Origin of the sequence: Haloferula sp. BvORR071, from assembly GCF_000739615.1 — a bacterium.
Lineage (GTDB): Bacteria > Verrucomicrobiota > Verrucomicrobiia > Verrucomicrobiales > Akkermansiaceae > Haloferula.
The window spans coordinates 46,227-63,599 of sequence record NZ_BATP01000019.1; the positions used below are offsets into that span (position 1 = coordinate 46,227).

Genomic DNA, 17,373 nt, shown 5'->3' on the forward strand with positions numbered 1-17,373 from the left:
CGGCTTGCGCCGCGGCGCTTGGCGGGCATTCTCAGGGCGTGTTCATCCGCTCCATCGGTTGCCTGATCCTGCTCGCCACCGTCGTCCATGCCGCTCCGGTGCCACCAGCGCCGGAATCGGTGGCGGTCTTGTATAACTCCTCGTCTGCGGATTCCAAGGCACTGGCCGAGAACTACATCGCGGCCCGACAAATCCCAGCTGCCAACCTGGTCGGCCTGCCCCTGCCGGACAAGGAGGAGATCAGCCGCGAGGAATTCAACAAGGGCCTGCTGGAGCCGCTCAAAGCCGAATACGACAAACGTGGCTGGTGGCAGCGCACGCCGGATAAGAACGGGGTGCTGGGAGTTAGAGTCAACCGCATCCACATTGTGACCTGCATCTTCGGCGTGCCGAGCCGCATCGCCGCTCTCGAATCCGATCCGAAAATGAAGCCGGGCGGCCAGCCGCCGGTCGCCACTTCGGAAGCCGCCGTCGATTCCGAGCTGGCGCTCCTCGGCCACGAAGGCCTGCCGATCGCCGGTGCCTTGGTAAACCCCTATTTCGGCAAGGAACTTGGCACTCCCGGAAGCGAGCCACCCATAACTCTGGTGGGCCGCATCGATGGACCTTCGCGCACGGTGTGCGAACGGATGATCCGCGACGCGGCGGAGACCGAGCAGACTGGCCTGTGGGGCATGGCCGTGGTCGATATCGCCAAAAAGTATTCGAACGTGCCGGCCGGGGACCCCTCCTTGGAGAACATTGTGCGCCTCCACGGTGAGCTCGGCATTCCCACCTTGGTGGACCGCTTTTCTGACACACTCCCCCCGAACTTTCCTCTCCGCGACACCGCGCTTTACTACGGTTGGTACGACTGGCATGTCAGCGGGCCCTTCCTCAATCCGTCCTTCCATTTCAAGAAGGGCGCGGTAGCCGTGCACCTGCACTCCTTCAGCGCAGCCCAGTTGCGGGATCCTTCCAAAAATTGGTGCGCGCCCCTGCTGGCCCGCGGTGCCGCCGCCACCTTGGGCAATGTCTACGAGCCCTATCTCGAGAAGACCCATCATTTCGATATTTTCCAAGCCCGCCTGCTGGCAGGATACACCCTGGTGGAGGCCGCTTGCATGGCAGCCCCCGTGCTGTCCTGGCAGAATATCGTCCTCGGCGATCCACTCTACCGGCCTTTCCTGCACCTCGATGGCAGCGGCGAGAAATCAGAAGCCGACCGCGATTACCGGGCGATCCGCGTCGCCACGGAACGCTGGAAAGACGATCCGCAGCAACTCGATGCCATGCTCCGCGAAGGCGCGGACCGCCTGAAGAGCGGCGTGATCCTGGAGAGTCTCGGCCTGATGGAGCGCGAGCGCAGCCGCAGCGCGGAGGCCGCCATGGATTTCCAGAAGGCGAAGAATTATTACACTGAGAAAACCGACCGCCTGCGCATGGACCTCAACGTCGCGGCCATTGATCGCGCGGAAGGCCGGAACGCTGCCGCGATCAAGACGCTGCGCGGTGCCCGCACGCTTTACATGGATCTTCCGGAAGCCGCCGCCGCCCAAGCGTGGCTGAACATCATCGACCCCCCCGCGCCGCCCCCGGCAACACCTCCGCGCCGATGAGCTACCATGGCCTGCTGACCCGCGTTTGGAATGGCGGAGCCCTCGCCGAGCCTCCCCGCCTGCCGCTGCCTTCTGAACTGGAGTTGCAGGCCCTGTGGTTCGCAGGTGCCTTTGGCCGCGAGTTCCGCGACAGTTCCGGAAGTACGGTGCGCATCGTACAATTCGGCGAGTGGAACCGCACCGCCGGTCCGGATTTCATGCAAGCCGTGATCGAGACCGGCGGCCAGACGCGCGAAGGCGCGATCGAGCTCGACCTCCGCGCCAGCGACTGGGAGGCACACGGTCATGGTGCTGATCCTGCTTTCGATGGCACGGTCCTGCATGTGGTCTTCCATGCAAGTGGGCCGACCAGCTTCACCCGCACGCGCGAGCACCGCGAGGTCCCGCGCGTGGTGATTCCCACGGACATCGTGGAGGAAGTGCTGATGCTGCCGCGGCGCGAAATCGCGATCGCGCGACCGGGACGTTGTGTGCATCCCCTCGCGGCATTGCCGCCGGTGGCGGTCTCCGATCTCATCGTGGAGGCAGCGACCCATCGTGCTCACCTCAAGGCCGCGCGTTACCTCCGCACTGCTGACGTGCACGGGCCGGATGCCGCGCTCTATCAGGCCGTGGCGGAGACGCTCGGCTATCGTGCGAATGCCCTCGGCATGCGCCTGCTAGCCCAGCGCATGCCCCTCTCGGCGCTGCGCGAGTCGCCCGCCGATGCGGAGGCGCTGCTCTTCGGCACCGCAGGCTTCCTCGCGCCGGATCTCCATGAAAAGGCTCCGCCCGATACCCGCGAGCACCTGCGCCAACTCTGGGACACCTGGTGGAAAGCCCGCGGGCGCTGGGAATCCGCCCACGCCATCCCATGGAAGGCCGGCGGCCAGCGGCCTGCCAACCATCCGCACCGGCGGGTCGCGGCCCTCGCCGCCCTCGTGAAAGACTGGCCACGCTTCCGCAAGCTCGCCCACTCCCGGCCCTTGGATGTGAAAGGCCTGAGCGCTTACTTGGCCAAGCTCGCCGATCCCTTCTGGACCCACCGCCACACCCTCTCCTCGACCGCATCCCGCCAATCGGTCGCGCTCTTCGGCGAGGCCAAGGCCATCGAACTGCTGGCCAATCACCTCTTCCCGCTCGTCCTGCACGAGGGCGAACCCTTCGCGAACTACCTCAAACTCCCCGCCGGAGCCCGCAACGAGAAGGTCAAGCGCTGCGCCATCCGCCTCTTCGGCAGCGAGGAAGCCGCTGGGCCCTGGCTGAAGAAGGCCGCGCATCACCAGGCGCTGCTGCAGATCTACAAGGACTTCTGTCTTGAGGATGCGAGTGACTGCGCGGACTGCCCTTTTCCGGAGCAGCTTTTGCAGTGGAAGAAGGAAGAAAATTACTAATTACCAGGCACTAATTTTCAACCCAGAGTGTGATGAAGAATGATGTGCATGCTTCAAAGGAAACGCGTTGGCTAGACCAGCACCTCTTCTCTTCCGCACACACTTCCGTTTAGAAATTGGTCCTTAGAAATTAGTATTTTCGCCTTTTCCCGTGCACTCCCTCCTCGCTCTCAACTCCCTGCCGAAGATCGGCCCCATCCGCGTGCGCCGTCTGTTAGAGCGCTTCGGGGATGCCGATGCTGTTCTCGCCGCGCGCAAGGATGACCTGATCCGGGTGGATGGCATCGGCGAGGAAACCGCAAGCATCCTGCACAAGTGGCAGGACTTCACCGATCCGACGACGGAACTCCGCGAGGCGACCGAGCGCGGCATCACCATCCTCACCCCGGATGATGAGCTCTTCCCGCCCGCCCTGCGCGAGGCCTACGATGCACCGCTGCTGCTCTACGTCTGGGGCAAACTGGAAGCGCGCGACCGCCACGCCATCGGAATCGTCGGCACCCGGCGCTGCACCATGTACGGGCGAAATGCCACCAAGCTGATCTCTTTCCAGCTCGCGCACGCCGGCTTCACCATCGTTTCGGGTCTCGCCCGCGGGGTGGACACTGTAGCTCATGAAGCGGCCCTCGCCGCGAATGGCCGCACGATCGCGGTGCTCGGCTCCGGCTTGGCCCAGCTCTTCCCGGCGGAGAATCTGGCGCTCGCCGAAAAAATTGCCGAGGGCCGCGGCGCGGTGGTTTCCGAGTTTCCTCTCCACACCAAGCCGGACAAGCAGACCTTCCCGCAGCGCAACCGCATCGTTGCAGCGTGGTCGCGAGCCGTCGTAGTCACCGAGTGCGCGCGCAAGTCCGGCTCGCTGATCACCGCGAATCTGGCGGGCGACTATGGCCGACCCGTCTACGCCGTCCCCGGTCCCATTGACCAGGAAAGCTCCGGCGGCTGCAACCAGTTGATCCGGGAAGGAGCCACCCTTGTCACCAGCGGCGCGGATATCATCGACGATCTCGGTGAGCTGCCCTTCGCCCGCCCGGCGAGCCTGCCCACGGTGGAGAAATCCACCTTGCCCGAACTGCCGCCGGATGAAGCCAAGGTCTTCGCCGCGCTCGGCGAGGGCGAAGCCGGCGTCGACCGTATCGTCGATGCCACCGGCCTGCCCGCCCCGGTGGTGGCCACCAGCCTGATGAAACTGGAAATGCGGAAACTGGTTCGCGCCTTGCCGGGTTTCCGGTATGTGAAGCGTTGAATCCAGCCATGCCGCCCTTCATACGCCCGCTTATGATCTTCGTGCTCGGGGTGCCGGCGGGGATTCTCTGGCTTGGAGGGATCATGGCATTGGTCGGGGCGATCTCATTCTGGTGGCTTGAGCCGGCAAACAAGCTCGTCGAAACTGTGGCCCTCGGCTTCGGAGGAATCGCGGCGACTGCCTTCGGCTGGCTGATGATGATGGCCTGCAGCATTCTATCGCGTGGCAGCGACTACGGGGCGGATTCCAAGCACCTCGCGACTTGTGCAGCCCTCGATATCGCGGTGAGCCTGCTCTATGCCCCGGTCTCTGCCGGAGTGATCGTGGCCGGGGCCCGCAGGATGAATCATGTCCCGGGCAGCAGTTGGATCCCCGCGATGCTTGCGGTGGCCTTTCTCGGCGCGGCCGTGTGGCTCCAGAGATACGCCACCGCGCGCCGCAAGCAATGGAAAGAGAAGTTGCGCGCGAGCCACTTCGATCCTGCCCCATCACCTTGAACAAGTCGTCTTCTCCAAATGCCATGCCTCCCTTCATCCGGACTCTGATCGTGATCATGGTCGGCTACCCGGGAGCCTTCCTGTGGTTCCTCGGCGGCTTCGGCGGCATGGCCAGCTTGGGCTTCCTGCTCATGGGCAGCTTGGAACCAAAGTATTGGCTCATGTTCCTCGGCTTCCTTACGGCGGCGCTCATCGGCCATCTGATGAAAGCGCTCGTAGGCTACACCTTGGGTGACACGGAACAGCGGATGGCGGGCAATCAGATCGGCCAACGCATGGCCTGGGATCTGGCGATCGACCTTCAGGGCATCGGCATCGTGGGAGCGGGAATCGCTCTGGCACCTACCTTGGCCCGCGCCGATTGGCAGAGGAGCGTGCTGGCCGCGGTGCTTTGTATCGCACTTGCCTATTTACTGATCCTCACCAACCGCGGCCGCGCCGCCTTCCTCGACCGCTGGGTGCAGGAGCATATCCACGATCCCCTTCCCCCATCCTGAGTAGTGCCGCCTTTTGCCCGCTTCATCATCACTCTCTGCGTGGGTGTGCCCGCGGTGCTCGCCAGGATCGGCGGCATACTCTGGGCCGGTTTTGAGGGAGTTTTACTTTTGGCCGCCCCGGAAAGGCTATCCCCCTTCTTCGGACCGCATTCCGGCACGCCTATCGGCAATCCCCTGGCCTTCGCAATCGCTTTGACCATCAGCGTCGTCGGCTATCTGGTGGACGCAGGCGTCGATTACGTCAACTCGCGGCACCGCCAGGCCGTGCCGCCCCGGGAGATCGCCGTATTAATAGTCGTGGAGCTGGCAGTCCAGTTGCTCGGCGTCGCCGCTGCCTGTCTTTTGATCGCGACTGTTTTCATGGAAACCGCGGCGACGCCCTTGGGACACCCGGCCTTTACCACTGCGGGCATGGTTTGCGGCGGCGCAGCACTATTCCTCACCGTCCGCTACCGGCAACGCACCAACAACTGGCGGGCAGCGTGGAAAGATCCGGCCGCGGGTGACTTCGACCTTACCTCATAGGCGCCTCCACTTTCCGAATGACGGGCAGCCGCCAACCGCTTGAGCGACGATGAACTCAACGCCCCGCTGGGTCCGCAAGACGATCACCGCCTGCATCGCCCTGCCGGCCGGTTTGACGCGGGTGTACAGTGTCTTCCACGCCTGCATCGCTTGGGCCCTCATCCTCGCCGGTCCACGCCCCTTGCCCGTGTGGGCGACTCCTCCGATCTTCCTAGCTGCGCTCCTACTCGGGATCATTGCCTACTTTGTGGTGGTAGCCGCGGATTTTTTCACCGCCGAGCACCCCTATAGTGTGGGTCCGCGACAAATTGCGGCCAACATGGCTGTGGAACTTGGTGTGCAACTACTCGCAGTGGCCTCCATCTGCCTGCTGATTTCAGCAGTCGCGGCTCTGTCGTTTCCCTTGGCAATCTGCGGCCTGCTGGCGGGGCTAGCCTCCGCAGCCATCGGTTACCGCTCCCAAGGCCGCATCAAGGGCTGGAAAGAAGCTTGGAATCCCGGCTGCACCAAGCCCTGAAGGCTTTTCCTCGCAGCCTAAACCCTCCCTTATCGATCTCCCCGGCCGCAGGGTTCCGGAAAGCCCGCCCGGGCAGCCTTTCTCCTCCAAATGCAGCCTCCAAAGGTAATCCTTTGGGATTCGAAACAAAAATCATCCCCTACGGGGATTGGCGGAAGCTTTCGGAAATCCCCTTGCCAAGCGCTATCCCACCCGTCTAGTCCCTCGCCCCGGATACCGCCGCAGAGTCCATGGGAAAGATCCTTATCATCGCCGAGAAACCCAGCGTCATGACCGACCTCAGCCGGGCATTGGCCAAGGCTTTGGGGAAATTCGAGAAGGAGGGATCGGGCCGTGATATTTGGTTCGAGAACGATCAGGCGGTCATTACCTCCGCCGTCGGCCACCTCGTGGAGCTGCGCATGCCGACCGGCCCGAACGGCAAAAAACTGCCGTGGAAGTTCGATGTGCTGCCGGCGATCCCCGACCAATTCGAGCTGGACCCCATCCCGGATTCGGAGGCGCGTTTGAAGCAGGTGCTCAAGCTGGCCAAGCGCAAGGATATCGACAGCATCGTCAATGCCTGCGACGCCGGCCGCGAGGGTGAGCTGATTTTCCGCTACATCATGGACATCGGCGGCATCAGCAAGCCGGTGAAGCGCCTGTGGATGCAGTCCATGACCAACCAGTCGATCATGGATGCTTGGGACAAGCTGCGCTCCGACGAGGAGATGCGGCCCTTGGCAGATGCCGCAAAATGCCGCTCGGAGTCCGACTGGCTGGTTGGCCTGAATGCGACCCGTGCCCTGACATGCTTCCGCTCCCGCCACGGCGGCTTTAATATTACCGCCGCTGGCCGGGTGCAGACGCCGACCCTGGCGATCCTGGCGACCCGCGAGGCCGAGATCCAAGCTTTCCAGTCGACCCCTTACTTCGAGGTCCACGCCACCTTCGAGGTCGCTGCCGGTGAATACGCCGGCCGCTGGATCGATGAAGCGTGGAAGAAGGACGAAAACAATCCCCACGGCCGTCAGGAGCGGATCTGGGACCAAGCGGTGGCCGATGCCATCAAGGCCCGCTGCGATGGCAAGACCGGCACCGTCACGGAAGAGACCAAGGCGCAGTCCCAGATCGTCCCGCAGCTCTACGACCTGACCACCCTCCAGCGCGAGGCCCCCTTCTCCGCCAAGGGCACGCTCCAGATCGCCCAGGCGCTCTACGAGAAGCACAAGATGATCACCTACCCCCGTACCGACTCCCGCTACCTGCCGGAGGACTACGGGGACACCGTGCGCGAGACCCTGCGCGACATCGCCAGCTCCGACCTGCCCGTGGCTGAATACGCCCGCGCCGTGCTCGAGGGCAAGAACGAGAACGGCCCGCGTTTTTCCAAGTCCAAGCGCGTCTTCGACTCCAAGAAAGTCTCGGACCACTTTGCGATCATCCCCACTGGCAAGGTCGCCAAGCTCAGCGACACCGAGGAGAAGCTTTACGACATGATCGTGAAGCGCTTCATCGCGGTCTTCTTCCCGAATGCGGAATACGAGCAGACCACGCGCCTGACCCGCATCGCCAACCCGGAAGCCACCGATACCTTCCGCACCGATGGCCGCGTGCTGATCAAGCCCGGTTGGCTGGAAGTCTACGGCCGCCGTCCCGGCGTGGCCTCCGGCAAGGACGAGCTCACTGCCGTCGCCGCCGGTGAAAAGGCAAACACGCTCGAAGTCGAGGTCCGCCACGAGCAGACCAAGCCGCCCGCCCGTTTCAGCGAGTCCACCCTGCTTTCCGCGATGGAAGGCGCCGGCAAGCTCATCGACGACGAAGCCCTGCGCGAAGCCATGTCGGAGCGCGGACTTGGCACGCCAGCGACTCGTGCCGCCACGATCGAAGGCCTGATCGCGCAGAAATACATCGTCCGCGATGGCCGCGACCTGCACGTCACGCCGAATGGGATGCGCCTGATCCATATCCTCAAGGAGATGGAGATCGTGGGCCTGACCTCACCGGGCCTCACCGGCGAGTGGGAATTCAAGCTCCGCCAGATGGAGCACGGCCAGCTTCAGCGGGCCACCTTCATGAATGAGATCGAGGACTACACGCGCGACATCGTGAAGCGCGCCAAGTCGCTCGCCACCGAGATCAAGAACCGCGCTTTCCCCGACCTCAAGGCCACCTGCCCGAAGTGCGGAGCCGAGGGTCTCAAGCAGACCGACGAGAGCTACGAGTGCCGCACGCCTGACTGCGGCTTCAAGGCGAAGAAGTACATCGCCGGCCGCCTGCTCACGGAAGAAGAAGCCCGCGAGCTGTTCAGCAAGCGCTTCGTCGGCCCGCTCATCGGCTTCAAGTCGAAGTTCAACAAGTCCTTCGACGCCGGGCTCGAACTTGACGCCAAGTTCAAGATCAACTTCGTCTTCGAAGGCAGGGAGGACAAGGTCATCGAACTGACCGACGACATGATCCTCGGCAACGTGACCCTTCCTGATGGCAAGACCGTGAAGGTCTATGGCACCGAGAAGGCCTATCTGGTCCCCGAGCTCAAGACCAAGAGCGACCCGGATGGCCTGCGCCTCGGCCGCGAGATCCTCAAAAAGGAGATCCCGCAGGACCAAGCCTTCAAGCTGCTCAGCGAAGGCAAGACCGACCTGATCAAGGGCTTCGTCTCCAACCGCACCAAGCGTGGCTTCGACGCGCACCTCAAGCTGGACCTCAAGGAAGGCAAGATCGCCTTCGAGTTCCCCGAGCGCCCGCCGCGCGCCGCGAAGAAGGCAGCGAAGGCGGCCCCTGAGGCAGGCGCGGAGTAAGCCACAGCGGCGCAGCCGCCCACTTGGACTGCTGGGGCTTGCCGAGCGGAGTAGCGCAACTTTGCAAGGTTGCGCCAATTCCTCACGCTTGGAACGAGCCATCCGCTTGCTACCCTGCTCGCAATGCCGCTCCACCGCTCATTGCTCTTCTGGTGTGGCTCCCTCGTCTTCGCATTCCTGCTGTGGGGATGGTGGGATTCGATGAACTCCACCTCGCGGCTCGCTTGGAGGTCACCCTCCAAGGTCTCCGAATTTGTCCTCTCCAACTCAGGCGCGAAAGTCACCCTGGACCAAAGCTATCGCGCGGACGGTCTCCCTGACGACCCGCTGCTTGGAGATCTTCCCGTCGTGGGGCGACTCTTCAAAAGGCAACATTTCAGCAGAAGCCCTGCCCCGGAAGAGGCGCGTTGGCTCCCTTGGCCCGCCTATGCGGGCAAGACCACGACAAACGGATTCCCAGCCTACGACTGCGGCCTGGGACCTCAAGTGGACGGGGTGGGAATCCCTGACCACATCTACATCAGCGAATTTTGGGAACTTGCCCACTGGCTGCTTATCGCCGGCTATCTCCCGCTTTGGCTAGGCCTTTCCTTCTGGCGGGCAAGGCGCATCACCAAGCGCGATACCCTCTTAGAAGAGCAGCTCGCGGAAGCGGCACAGCTTTGAATCAGGCCGCCTTCTGCTTCGCCCGGTCCATCTTCCGCGCCTTCTCCACCAGCAGGAAAACCATCAGCCCCAGCGTCGCCACCACACAGGGCCATGCCAACCAGCGGTCCAGCGGCCGCCGGCCCTTCTCCGGCAGATAGATTCGCCCGTGGATCACTTCCCCCTGCCCCGGCACGCTGGTCTCCTGCATCAGCTTGCCATTCGGCAGCGCGATCCGCGAGTAGCCTGAGCTCGCCAAGCGAAAGAGCGGCACGCCGTACTCCGCGGCGCGCACCGCGGCCAGTTGCGCGCTCAGACGATGCGCGCGCTCGCCCCAAGAGATCACATCCATCGCCGGGATCACCAGCAGCGCAGCCTCACCGCCGATCAGCCCGTCCATCACCCGCGCGTAGTTCATGTCGTAGCAGATCGCCACGCCGATACGCCCCAGCGGCCCATCCCACACGCTCTGGACCTGGGCAGGTTCGCCATCACTCATGAACTGGATCGGCACCGACTTCGCTTGTTTGTGCACCAGCTTGCCGTCCGGCCCGATGATATAGGCCATATTGTAAAAGTGCTCCTCGACATGTTTGTCGCGGTGATGCTCCACGCCGCCCACCAGCACGTGGCGGGCATTCTGGCGGCACCACTCCAGCAGTTCCGGTGGCGGCGCGTCCTGATAGGAATACTCGCTCAGAACATAGAGCTTGGCCTCCGGAACCTGCCGCAGCGCCTCATTCAGATCCTCGATCACCTGCTGCGGATAGGTGTCCTCGCGCTGGACCCCAGCCACCACGATCGACTTGCCATTATCTCCGGAGAGCTTGGCATGCGGCAGTCCCATCAGGCCCAGTGGCAGCAGCGCTGGCAACACCCACTTGATCGGCCCGCGCGAGCTATCCGCCACCCAGGCCGCGCCATAGACCATCAGCGCTCCAATCCCATACACCCCCAGCCAATGGAAGGCCCCCGCGTAGTTCGCCGCAGGCAGGACAAAGCCGGGCGTCAGCCAGGTGAACTTCAGCGGCCACACTTCGCAGCGCGTGAATTCCAGCCCCAGCCACAGCACCGGGGCCGCCACCACACCCCACTCCCGACCGAAGCGCTGCTCCACCGCCTTCCCCAGCGCCACGAAGGCGGCCACCCACACCGCCAGCGCGAACCACAGGGCAAAGGCCAAGGAGCCGAAGACATGGAAGAAAAACGTCAGTTGCGGTGCCACGATCCCCAGCCCCACCAACAGCCCCCCGTAAAAGGCCCGCCGCATCGTCGCCGCCCGTCGCAAGCGCAGCAGGAAGACCAGCGACAGCAGCACCAGCCAACCGGAGAGCTGCGGAAAGCTCAGCCCCGCCTGGAAGAGACCCACTGACAGCACGATCTCCAGCGTCCACTCCTGCCAAGAGCCGCCGCGGCGCACCTCTATCGCATCCGTCACTTCTTCCGCCAAAAGGTCTGCCGCTGCTGCCATCACCCCTTTCTGGCAGATCTGCGTGGGAAGCCAAGACTCGGGAAAAGCACCCGCTTCCCCAATGTCCGGACCGGCCCCAGCCCATATCCACTAGGTCCCATTCCTCCCACCTGAGATACCAAAATCACCGTAACCCACTCAAAATTAGAGCAATGCCTAAACCCCACGGAATACTACGAATCCCCCAGACCTCCGGGCTTCCAAGGCATCCCGACAGGCAGCCGTTTTTTGGATTCTCAAAGCTCCACCCCGTAGGCAAGCTGCGCCGCATGACCCTGTCGCGCCGTGCTGTCCTTACCTTGCTCACCCTCAGCGTGGCGCTTCCCCTGCCTCTCCATGCCAGCGGCAAGAAGGGCGACCCGACCGGCATCACCTTCCATCTTCAGGCCGAGGAAACGGACAATCCGAAGATGATCTTCACCCAGGCCACCAATGGCAAGATGCTGGCCTACCGTCGGCTCCCGGAGATCAACACCAAGGATATCCAATCCTTCGCCCCCTTCCCCTCCCGCGATGGCGAGGGCTACGGGGCCGTGCTCGTCCTCAAGCCCGGCCCGAAAAACCGCTGGGCTGCCGTCAGCTCCGCCAACATCAACCGCTGGCTCGTCGCCATGGTCAATGGCCGGATCGTCGATGCGGTGATGATCGACAAGCAGATCGAGGACGGCCAGATGGTCATCTGGAAGGGCATCGGCGAAGCCGAAATCGCAGCTTTCGACGAAATGGTTCCCCGCATCGGGGAGGAAAAACCCAGAGGGAAAAAAAAGTAACGACATGCTCCGCTCGCTCGCTCTCGCCGCCGCAGCCATCCTCAGCCCCCTGCCTCTTTCCGCCGTGGAGATTCAGCTCCCCACGGAAAACCATCACTTGCTCACCGGCGAGCCCGACAAATTTTTCATGTACGTGGACCGCACCTTTGAGGGCGCGACCACCAAGCCATGGGAAGCCGGCGGTTTCGGCTTCGTGCGCAATCCCGTGCGCTTCGGCCAGGAAGTGGTGCTGACCAAGTTCCACGAGGGCATGGACATCCAGCCGATGGCCCGTGACAAGGCCGGCAATCCGCTCGATCTGGTCAACTCGATCAGCGATGGCACGGTGGTCTACATCTGCCCCACGGTCGGCCGCTCGAACTACGGCAAGTACATCGTGGTGGAACACAAGTTCGATGGCGACGCCTTCTACAGCGTTTACGCCCACCTCTCGGAAATCTCGGTGAAGCCCGGTGACTTCGTGCGCATGGGCTCGCTGCTCGGCCGCATGGGTTACACCGGCGATGGCTTCAACCGCAGCAACGTCCGCGCCCACTTGCACCTCGAGGTCTGCCTGATGATGAGCGCCCATTACGAGGGCTGGCACACCGCCTTCTCCGGTGGCTCGAACTACCACGGCAATTTCAACGGCATGAACCTCGCCGGGATGGACGTCGCGAACCTCTTCCTGGAGCAGAAGAAGAACCCGAACCTGCGCGTGCAGGACTTCGTCCTGAACAGCCCGCCCTACTTCAAGGTCACCCTGCCTCGCAAGGGAGCTTGGGACTTCGCCGAGCGCCACCGCTGGATGGTGAAGGGCGATATCGCCGCGCCCTCACCCTCTTGGGAACTGTCCTTCACCGCCACCGGCCTCGCCGTCGGCATCGCTCCCAGCCAGCTAGAAGTCACCGAGCCGATCGTGAGTGCCGTGCGCGACTCGCCGATCGGCCATCGCTACCTCACCCGTGGCTTGATCGATGGCAAGGGCAACACCGCCGCGCTGACGAAGTCGGGCAAGCAACTCGTCGCCCTGCTGACCGACAATTTCCCGCAGGTCGCACCACAGGCGGCGGGCAAGGAACACGCCGCCAAGGGCCAGCCTTCCCACGCCAAGCCTGCGGACGCCGAGCAGGAAGACTGAAGGAACAAGGCCTCGGCCTTACTTGGAGTCGAACTCAAGCTGCCATGCCACCTCGCTGGAGGTGGCGGGAACGCAGGCGATCCGCACGAGTTCACCCTCCGTGTTGATGGCTGCCGTTTTGCCGTCGATCGTTGCGGCCTTCAGCTGATATCCCGCGGGAACCCGCACGGAAATTTCGTAGCGGTCCCCCGCTACGACCCGGCTCTTGCCTGAGAGCACCTTCTGGCTCCAGGCGACGGATACAAGATCCACCCCGCCTTGGCTGAGGTGACGGTTGGTGCTGACAAGCTGCGGACGCTCGCTCAGCTCGCGGATCGCAATGCTGGAGAGTCCCATCGCCGGCAGCTCGTCGAAAACAAGTGAGCTGTCCTTGCAGCTGCCCAGGTAGCGATTCGACCAGAACTCATAGGCGACGTACTGTTTCTTGGGATCCAGCCCGATATCGGCCAGCGCGACACTGGTCTTCGCCGCGGCTTGGTTGCTCCAGTTGATGCGGTTGAGGACCACCCAACTGCCACCGGGCAGGTTGTATTCATTGAGCCACCAGGGGTTGATCGTGCCGAACTGAAGCGCGTCGATCGGAGATGGATCGGCACCGTTAGTGATGGCGGTGCGGGGGATGCGAATCAGGTTGCGGGAGCGATCCGGAGTGAAGTCGTAGAGCTGCCCGGGCACGCTGAAGAGCACCGGCGCGGCGCGGCGCAGTCCTCGCAAATTGGCCTCGTCGCGATACACCTGCGGACGGTCGCTGAGCAGCAGCATGCAGCTCGCGATCGATGCCAGCGCGGGCCGGATGATGGTATCCGTGGGCGAGGCTTGGACCGTGGTGGTCTTGGTGACATTGCCGGCCTCCGCGGGCTTGAAGTGCGGGAAGACATCGCAATGGTCCGGATCGTTGCGCCAGACGATCCCGTTCCAGGAGTTGTATTGCTGCATCGTCATCGGGCCGTAGCCGTCGCCACCGATGCGGCAGGCATCGGCGATGCCTACGGATTCCGGCAAGACTCCCCAGCAGGACAGCAGGAAGGTATCGGGCCCGAGTTCCTCGCGGATGGCGCCGAGATACTTGCGGTACATTTGGTCCGGCGCGACGCCATGGGCCTTACAGTACTCGAGGTTGTGATGAAGGTTGTCGTAGAGGTAGTGCCGCAGGAGGTCGACCTTGACGTAGGAGACGTTCGCCTTGCGAAGTCCGCGGAAGGTCGGCCGGACCAAGGTGTCCATGGCTGTCTTGTTGGTCGCATCGATGCCGCAACTCGCCCATGGCGCGACGAAGGGCTTGCCGTCTTGGCCTTGGATAAACCAGTCCGGGTGCTGCGTGATCAATTCATTGTCGGTGAAATAGGAGCCGATCCAGACTCCCGGTTCGAACCCGGCCTTCCGGCATGCATCGGCGTATCCCGTGAGGCCGGCTGGGTAGAGATCCTTGCGCCAGTCGAGCCAAGTCTCCGGTCCCCGGGCAACATAGCCGGTATTGGCACCTGGATAAGCTTGGCGGGCTTGACCCTTCCCGAACTCGTTCTGGAAACAGTCGTCGATCTGGATGAAGCGATAGCCGTAGTCCGCGAACTGCTTCTCCTTCCAAACGGCTAACAGCTCATCGCAGTCCTTCTGGGAAAAGTTCCGCATATAGGCCCACCACGAGGACCAGCCGGTGATCGAGTCCTTCCGGATCTGATAGGTCCAAGGCCGGAAGTGGGCAATGTTCTTGTGGCGCTGATAGAAGCGCGGGCGGAAGACCAGCCGGATCTCATCACCGCTGGCTTCCAGCGTGAAGGCACGCCCAAGCGCCGAATCCTTGGCCCCCACAATCCGGGTGGCATCCGTGGCGGGAGCTTCCAGCATCCAGTCACGCCCCCGCTCGTAGACGGCATTGTTCCGCAGGCTCTGGCTTGGCCCGCCGATGCTGGTGCGGATCAGCGGAAACCGTTTTTGTGCCGCGCCCTCGGTCTCCGCAGCCAGCGCCTCGCGGCTCGCCGTCACCACGCCACTGAGCTTGATGCCGGTGCCGCGCAGGATGAGTTCCTGGGTGACTGCTTGGCGCTTTTGATGGACCTCCTGCTTGAACTCGATGGCACCGGCCGCGCTCGCCTTGCCGGAGAAGAGCTCCTTACCCTCATAGCTGAGGATCAAGCTGCCATTGGACCAGTTCGCCGTCAGACCGGCATTCGGCGGATCGCCGGGCAGGTCCGCGACCAATACTTCCTGCTCCGCGGGCTTTCTAACAAGCGGCGGAAGAGCCGCTCCATCGTGGACAAGGACCGGCTCCAGCCAATCGGCGTGGTCCGAGGTCGTGCTGCCGAGGCTATCGACCAGCAACTCCAGCGTCTGCACCCCGGCAAGACTGACCTTGATCTCCTTGGCGGCCTCACCACCGCTCATCGGCCCGGAACGAAACAGATCCTTGCCGTCCCCGCGTACGATGAACTCGACCTTCCCGGGACTCGCATCCTGTACCCCCACCTTGGAGCGGAACTCCACTCCCTTGCCACCCAGGATGAGCTTCCAAGTGGAATCCGCATGCGTGCCGATCCCGAAGTCATAGTCGACGCTCCCAACGGCAAGCGGGACAGAGCTGTTAACCTCCGCATCCGCAGTCGGCTTTTGCCAGCCACTGCTCATGCCGCTGAGGTCCAGATCGGACAAGCGGGTCTCTTGGGGCGCAGCTTGAATGGAAGCGATCGCGGCAGCGATCAGAGCACAGGCAAGCGGCAATGGATTGGAGAAACAAGAGGCTTTCATGGCGCTTTACAGCGGATTCATTTTCCAAGGAGTCATCCAAGAGGAACCTCGCCGGGGTCGAGTTCTGCAAGACTGATGGCAGAGCAGCGGCCTTTCAGCGAGCCTCACTTTCCGATCATTTCCCTGCGCAAGGATGCATTCACTGGACGCCATTCGATATACCAAATCCGGAATTTGGGGCTTGGAACTTCGGATGGGGAGCTTCTGACTCCCGCGCATGGATAGCATCCTTGCCCGCATCGAGTCCCTCGGCCTTGCCCTCCCGGACGTCCCCGTGCCCGTCGCCGCCTACGTCAACTGCGTCCGCAGCGGCAACCTCCTCTTCCTCTCCGGCGGCCTGCCGATCGAGGGCGACAAGAAGGTCATCGGCCAGGTTCCCGGCGATGTCTCCATCGACGAAGCGAAGGAAGGCGCGCGCATGATCGTCCTCAACCGCCTCGCCGTGGTGAAGCAGGAGATCGGCTCGCTCGACAAGGTTACTCGCATCGTAGCCCTCAACGGCTTCGTCAGCTCCGCCCCGGATTTCTACGGCCACCCGCAGGTCATCAATGGTGCCAGCGAACTTCTCATCGAGATCTTCGGCGACAAGGGCAAGCACTCCCGCACCGCCCTCGGTGCCGCCGCCCTGCCGCTCAATGTGGCGGTGGAGATCAATATGATCGTGGAAGTAGAGTAACTTTGAAAGTTGCGCGGGGCGCGTGGGGAGCAAAGAACGCACGCGGCCTGCTCCGGCGTGACCGCACCCCGCCCGCCTCGCAAAGTTGTGCCGCCCGCGAAAGCCGCCATGCACAACCTTCCCCGGTCGATTCCTTGACAGCAAAGCGAAGCCCGCTACCGCTCATCCAAGGATCATGCCGCTTTCTCCAGGAAATCCCCACTTCCCGACGACCCGCTGGACGGGCGTTCTGCGCGTACTTGGCTCGGAGGATACGGGCCGTCGGAAACAGGCGCTGGCTGATCTCTGCCGGGACTACTGGTATCCCCTCTATGCCTTCGCCCGCCGCCTGGGCCGCAGCCAGGAAGACGCCGAGGATCTGACTCAAGGCTTCTTCATCCACGCCCTGGAACGCGATGTCTTCAGCCTCGCCGACCGCAATCTCGGCACCTTGCGCACCTTCCTGCTGAAGATCTTCCAGCGCTACATGAGCGACGTCCGCGATCGCGAGCGGGCACTCAAGCGCGGGGGCGGCCAGGACCACCTCTCGCTCGATATCGAAGGTGGGGAAAATCTCTACGCGGCCGATCTCGCCACCAGCGAGAGCCCCGAACTCCTCTTCGACCGCACTTGGGCGCAGTCCTTGCTACGCGCCGCGCAGGCGGCCTTGGCTGCCAGCGAGCACCAAGCGGGGCGCGGGCCTCAGTTTGAGATTCTCCAATCTTTCCTGACTCCCGACTCCGTGGCGGAGCATGGATATGAGAGCGTTGCAAGCAGCTCGGGGATGACTCCCGAAGCAATTCGCCAGGCGGTGTCACGCCTTCGCAAGAAATTCCGTAAGTGTCTTCGCGAAGCCATTGCCGCCACTCTCCATGATCCCGACGAAGCCCGCATCGACGAAGAGCTTGCAGCCCTCCGCGTGGCCTTGGGCGGATAAACC

The 17,373-nt window shown here is 63.1% G+C and carries 15 protein-coding genes; 13 read left to right on the forward strand and 2 right to left on the reverse strand.

Features of this window, described 5'->3' with window-relative positions; genetic code table 11:
• Positions 1–38 precede the first annotated feature (38 nt).
• From BV071_RS08490 to BV071_RS08530, 9 genes are all read left to right on the forward strand, one after another.
• A complete protein-coding gene (locus tag BV071_RS08490) occupies positions 39–1,598 on the forward strand; it encodes a TIGR03790 family protein (RefSeq protein ID WP_052573064.1) in 1,560 nt (519 codons plus the stop codon).
• Positions 1,595–2,971, forward strand: coding sequence for a DUF2851 family protein (locus BV071_RS08495; protein WP_035604979.1), 1,377 nt, complete (start codon positions 1,595–1,597; stop codon positions 2,969–2,971). The genes BV071_RS08490 and BV071_RS08495 overlap by 4 nt, the downstream gene beginning before the upstream one ends.
• A gap of 151 nt (positions 2,972–3,122) precedes the next feature.
• Positions 3,123–4,214, forward strand: a complete 1,092-nt coding sequence (gene dprA, locus BV071_RS08500) for a DNA-processing protein DprA (protein ID WP_035604981.1) — start codon at positions 3,123–3,125, stop codon at positions 4,212–4,214.
• Between the two features lie 8 nt (positions 4,215–4,222).
• Positions 4,223–4,711, forward strand: a complete 489-nt coding sequence (locus BV071_RS08505; protein WP_265594221.1) for a hypothetical protein — start codon at positions 4,223–4,225, stop codon at positions 4,709–4,711.
• Between the two features lie 23 nt (positions 4,712–4,734).
• A complete protein-coding gene (locus BV071_RS08510; protein ID WP_035604988.1) occupies positions 4,735–5,208 on the forward strand; it encodes a hypothetical protein in 474 nt (157 codons plus the stop codon).
• A gap of 3 nt (positions 5,209–5,211) precedes the next feature.
• On the forward strand, positions 5,212–5,733 hold the full coding sequence (locus BV071_RS08515) for a hypothetical protein (protein WP_035604991.1): 522 nt from the start codon (positions 5,212–5,214) through the stop codon (positions 5,731–5,733).
• A 49-nt stretch (positions 5,734–5,782) separates the two neighbouring features.
• Positions 5,783–6,250, forward strand: coding sequence for a hypothetical protein (locus tag BV071_RS08520; RefSeq protein ID WP_035604994.1), 468 nt, complete (start codon positions 5,783–5,785; stop codon positions 6,248–6,250).
• A gap of 230 nt (positions 6,251–6,480) precedes the next feature.
• On the forward strand, positions 6,481–9,030 hold the full coding sequence (gene topB, locus BV071_RS08525; RefSeq protein ID WP_035604997.1) for a DNA topoisomerase III: 2,550 nt from the start codon (positions 6,481–6,483) through the stop codon (positions 9,028–9,030).
• A gap of 69 nt (positions 9,031–9,099) precedes the next feature.
• A complete protein-coding gene (locus BV071_RS08530) occupies positions 9,100–9,696 on the forward strand; it encodes a hypothetical protein (RefSeq protein ID WP_265594222.1) in 597 nt (198 codons plus the stop codon).
• Position 9,697: 1 nt separating this feature from the next.
• Here BV071_RS08530 and BV071_RS08535 read toward each other — a convergent pair whose 3' ends face one another.
• On the reverse strand, positions 9,698–11,146 hold the full coding sequence (locus tag BV071_RS08535) for a nitrilase-related carbon-nitrogen hydrolase (protein WP_035605003.1): 1,449 nt from the start codon (positions 11,144–11,146) through the stop codon (positions 9,698–9,700).
• A gap of 269 nt (positions 11,147–11,415) precedes the next feature.
• On the opposite strand from BV071_RS08535, the gene BV071_RS08540 reads away from it, so the two are divergent.
• Both BV071_RS08540 and BV071_RS08545 read left to right on the forward strand, forming a co-directional pair.
• Complete coding sequence (locus BV071_RS08540) at positions 11,416–11,916, forward strand: hypothetical protein (RefSeq protein ID WP_035605006.1); 501 nt, start codon at positions 11,416–11,418, stop codon at positions 11,914–11,916.
• Between the two features lie 4 nt (positions 11,917–11,920).
• Complete coding sequence (locus tag BV071_RS08545; protein WP_052573065.1) at positions 11,921–13,036, forward strand: M23 family metallopeptidase; 1,116 nt, start codon at positions 11,921–11,923, stop codon at positions 13,034–13,036.
• A gap of 18 nt (positions 13,037–13,054) precedes the next feature.
• On the opposite strand, the gene BV071_RS08550 is transcribed toward BV071_RS08545, so the two are convergent.
• Positions 13,055–15,778 carry an NPCBM/NEW2 domain-containing protein gene (locus tag BV071_RS08550; protein WP_035605008.1) on the reverse strand — a complete coding sequence of 908 codons (2,724 nt, stop codon included), beginning with the start codon at positions 15,776–15,778 and terminating at the stop codon, positions 13,055–13,057.
• Between the two features lie 217 nt (positions 15,779–15,995).
• Between BV071_RS08550 and BV071_RS08555 the strand changes: the two genes are divergently transcribed.
• Both BV071_RS08555 and BV071_RS08560 read left to right on the forward strand, forming a co-directional pair.
• Positions 15,996–16,454, forward strand: coding sequence for a RidA family protein (locus tag BV071_RS08555; RefSeq protein ID WP_035605011.1), 459 nt, complete (start codon positions 15,996–15,998; stop codon positions 16,452–16,454).
• 175 nt (positions 16,455–16,629) lie between these two features.
• A complete protein-coding gene (locus tag BV071_RS08560; protein WP_052573066.1) occupies positions 16,630–17,370 on the forward strand; it encodes a sigma-70 family RNA polymerase sigma factor in 741 nt (246 codons plus the stop codon).
• The last annotated feature ends 3 nt before the right edge of the window (positions 17,371–17,373 follow it).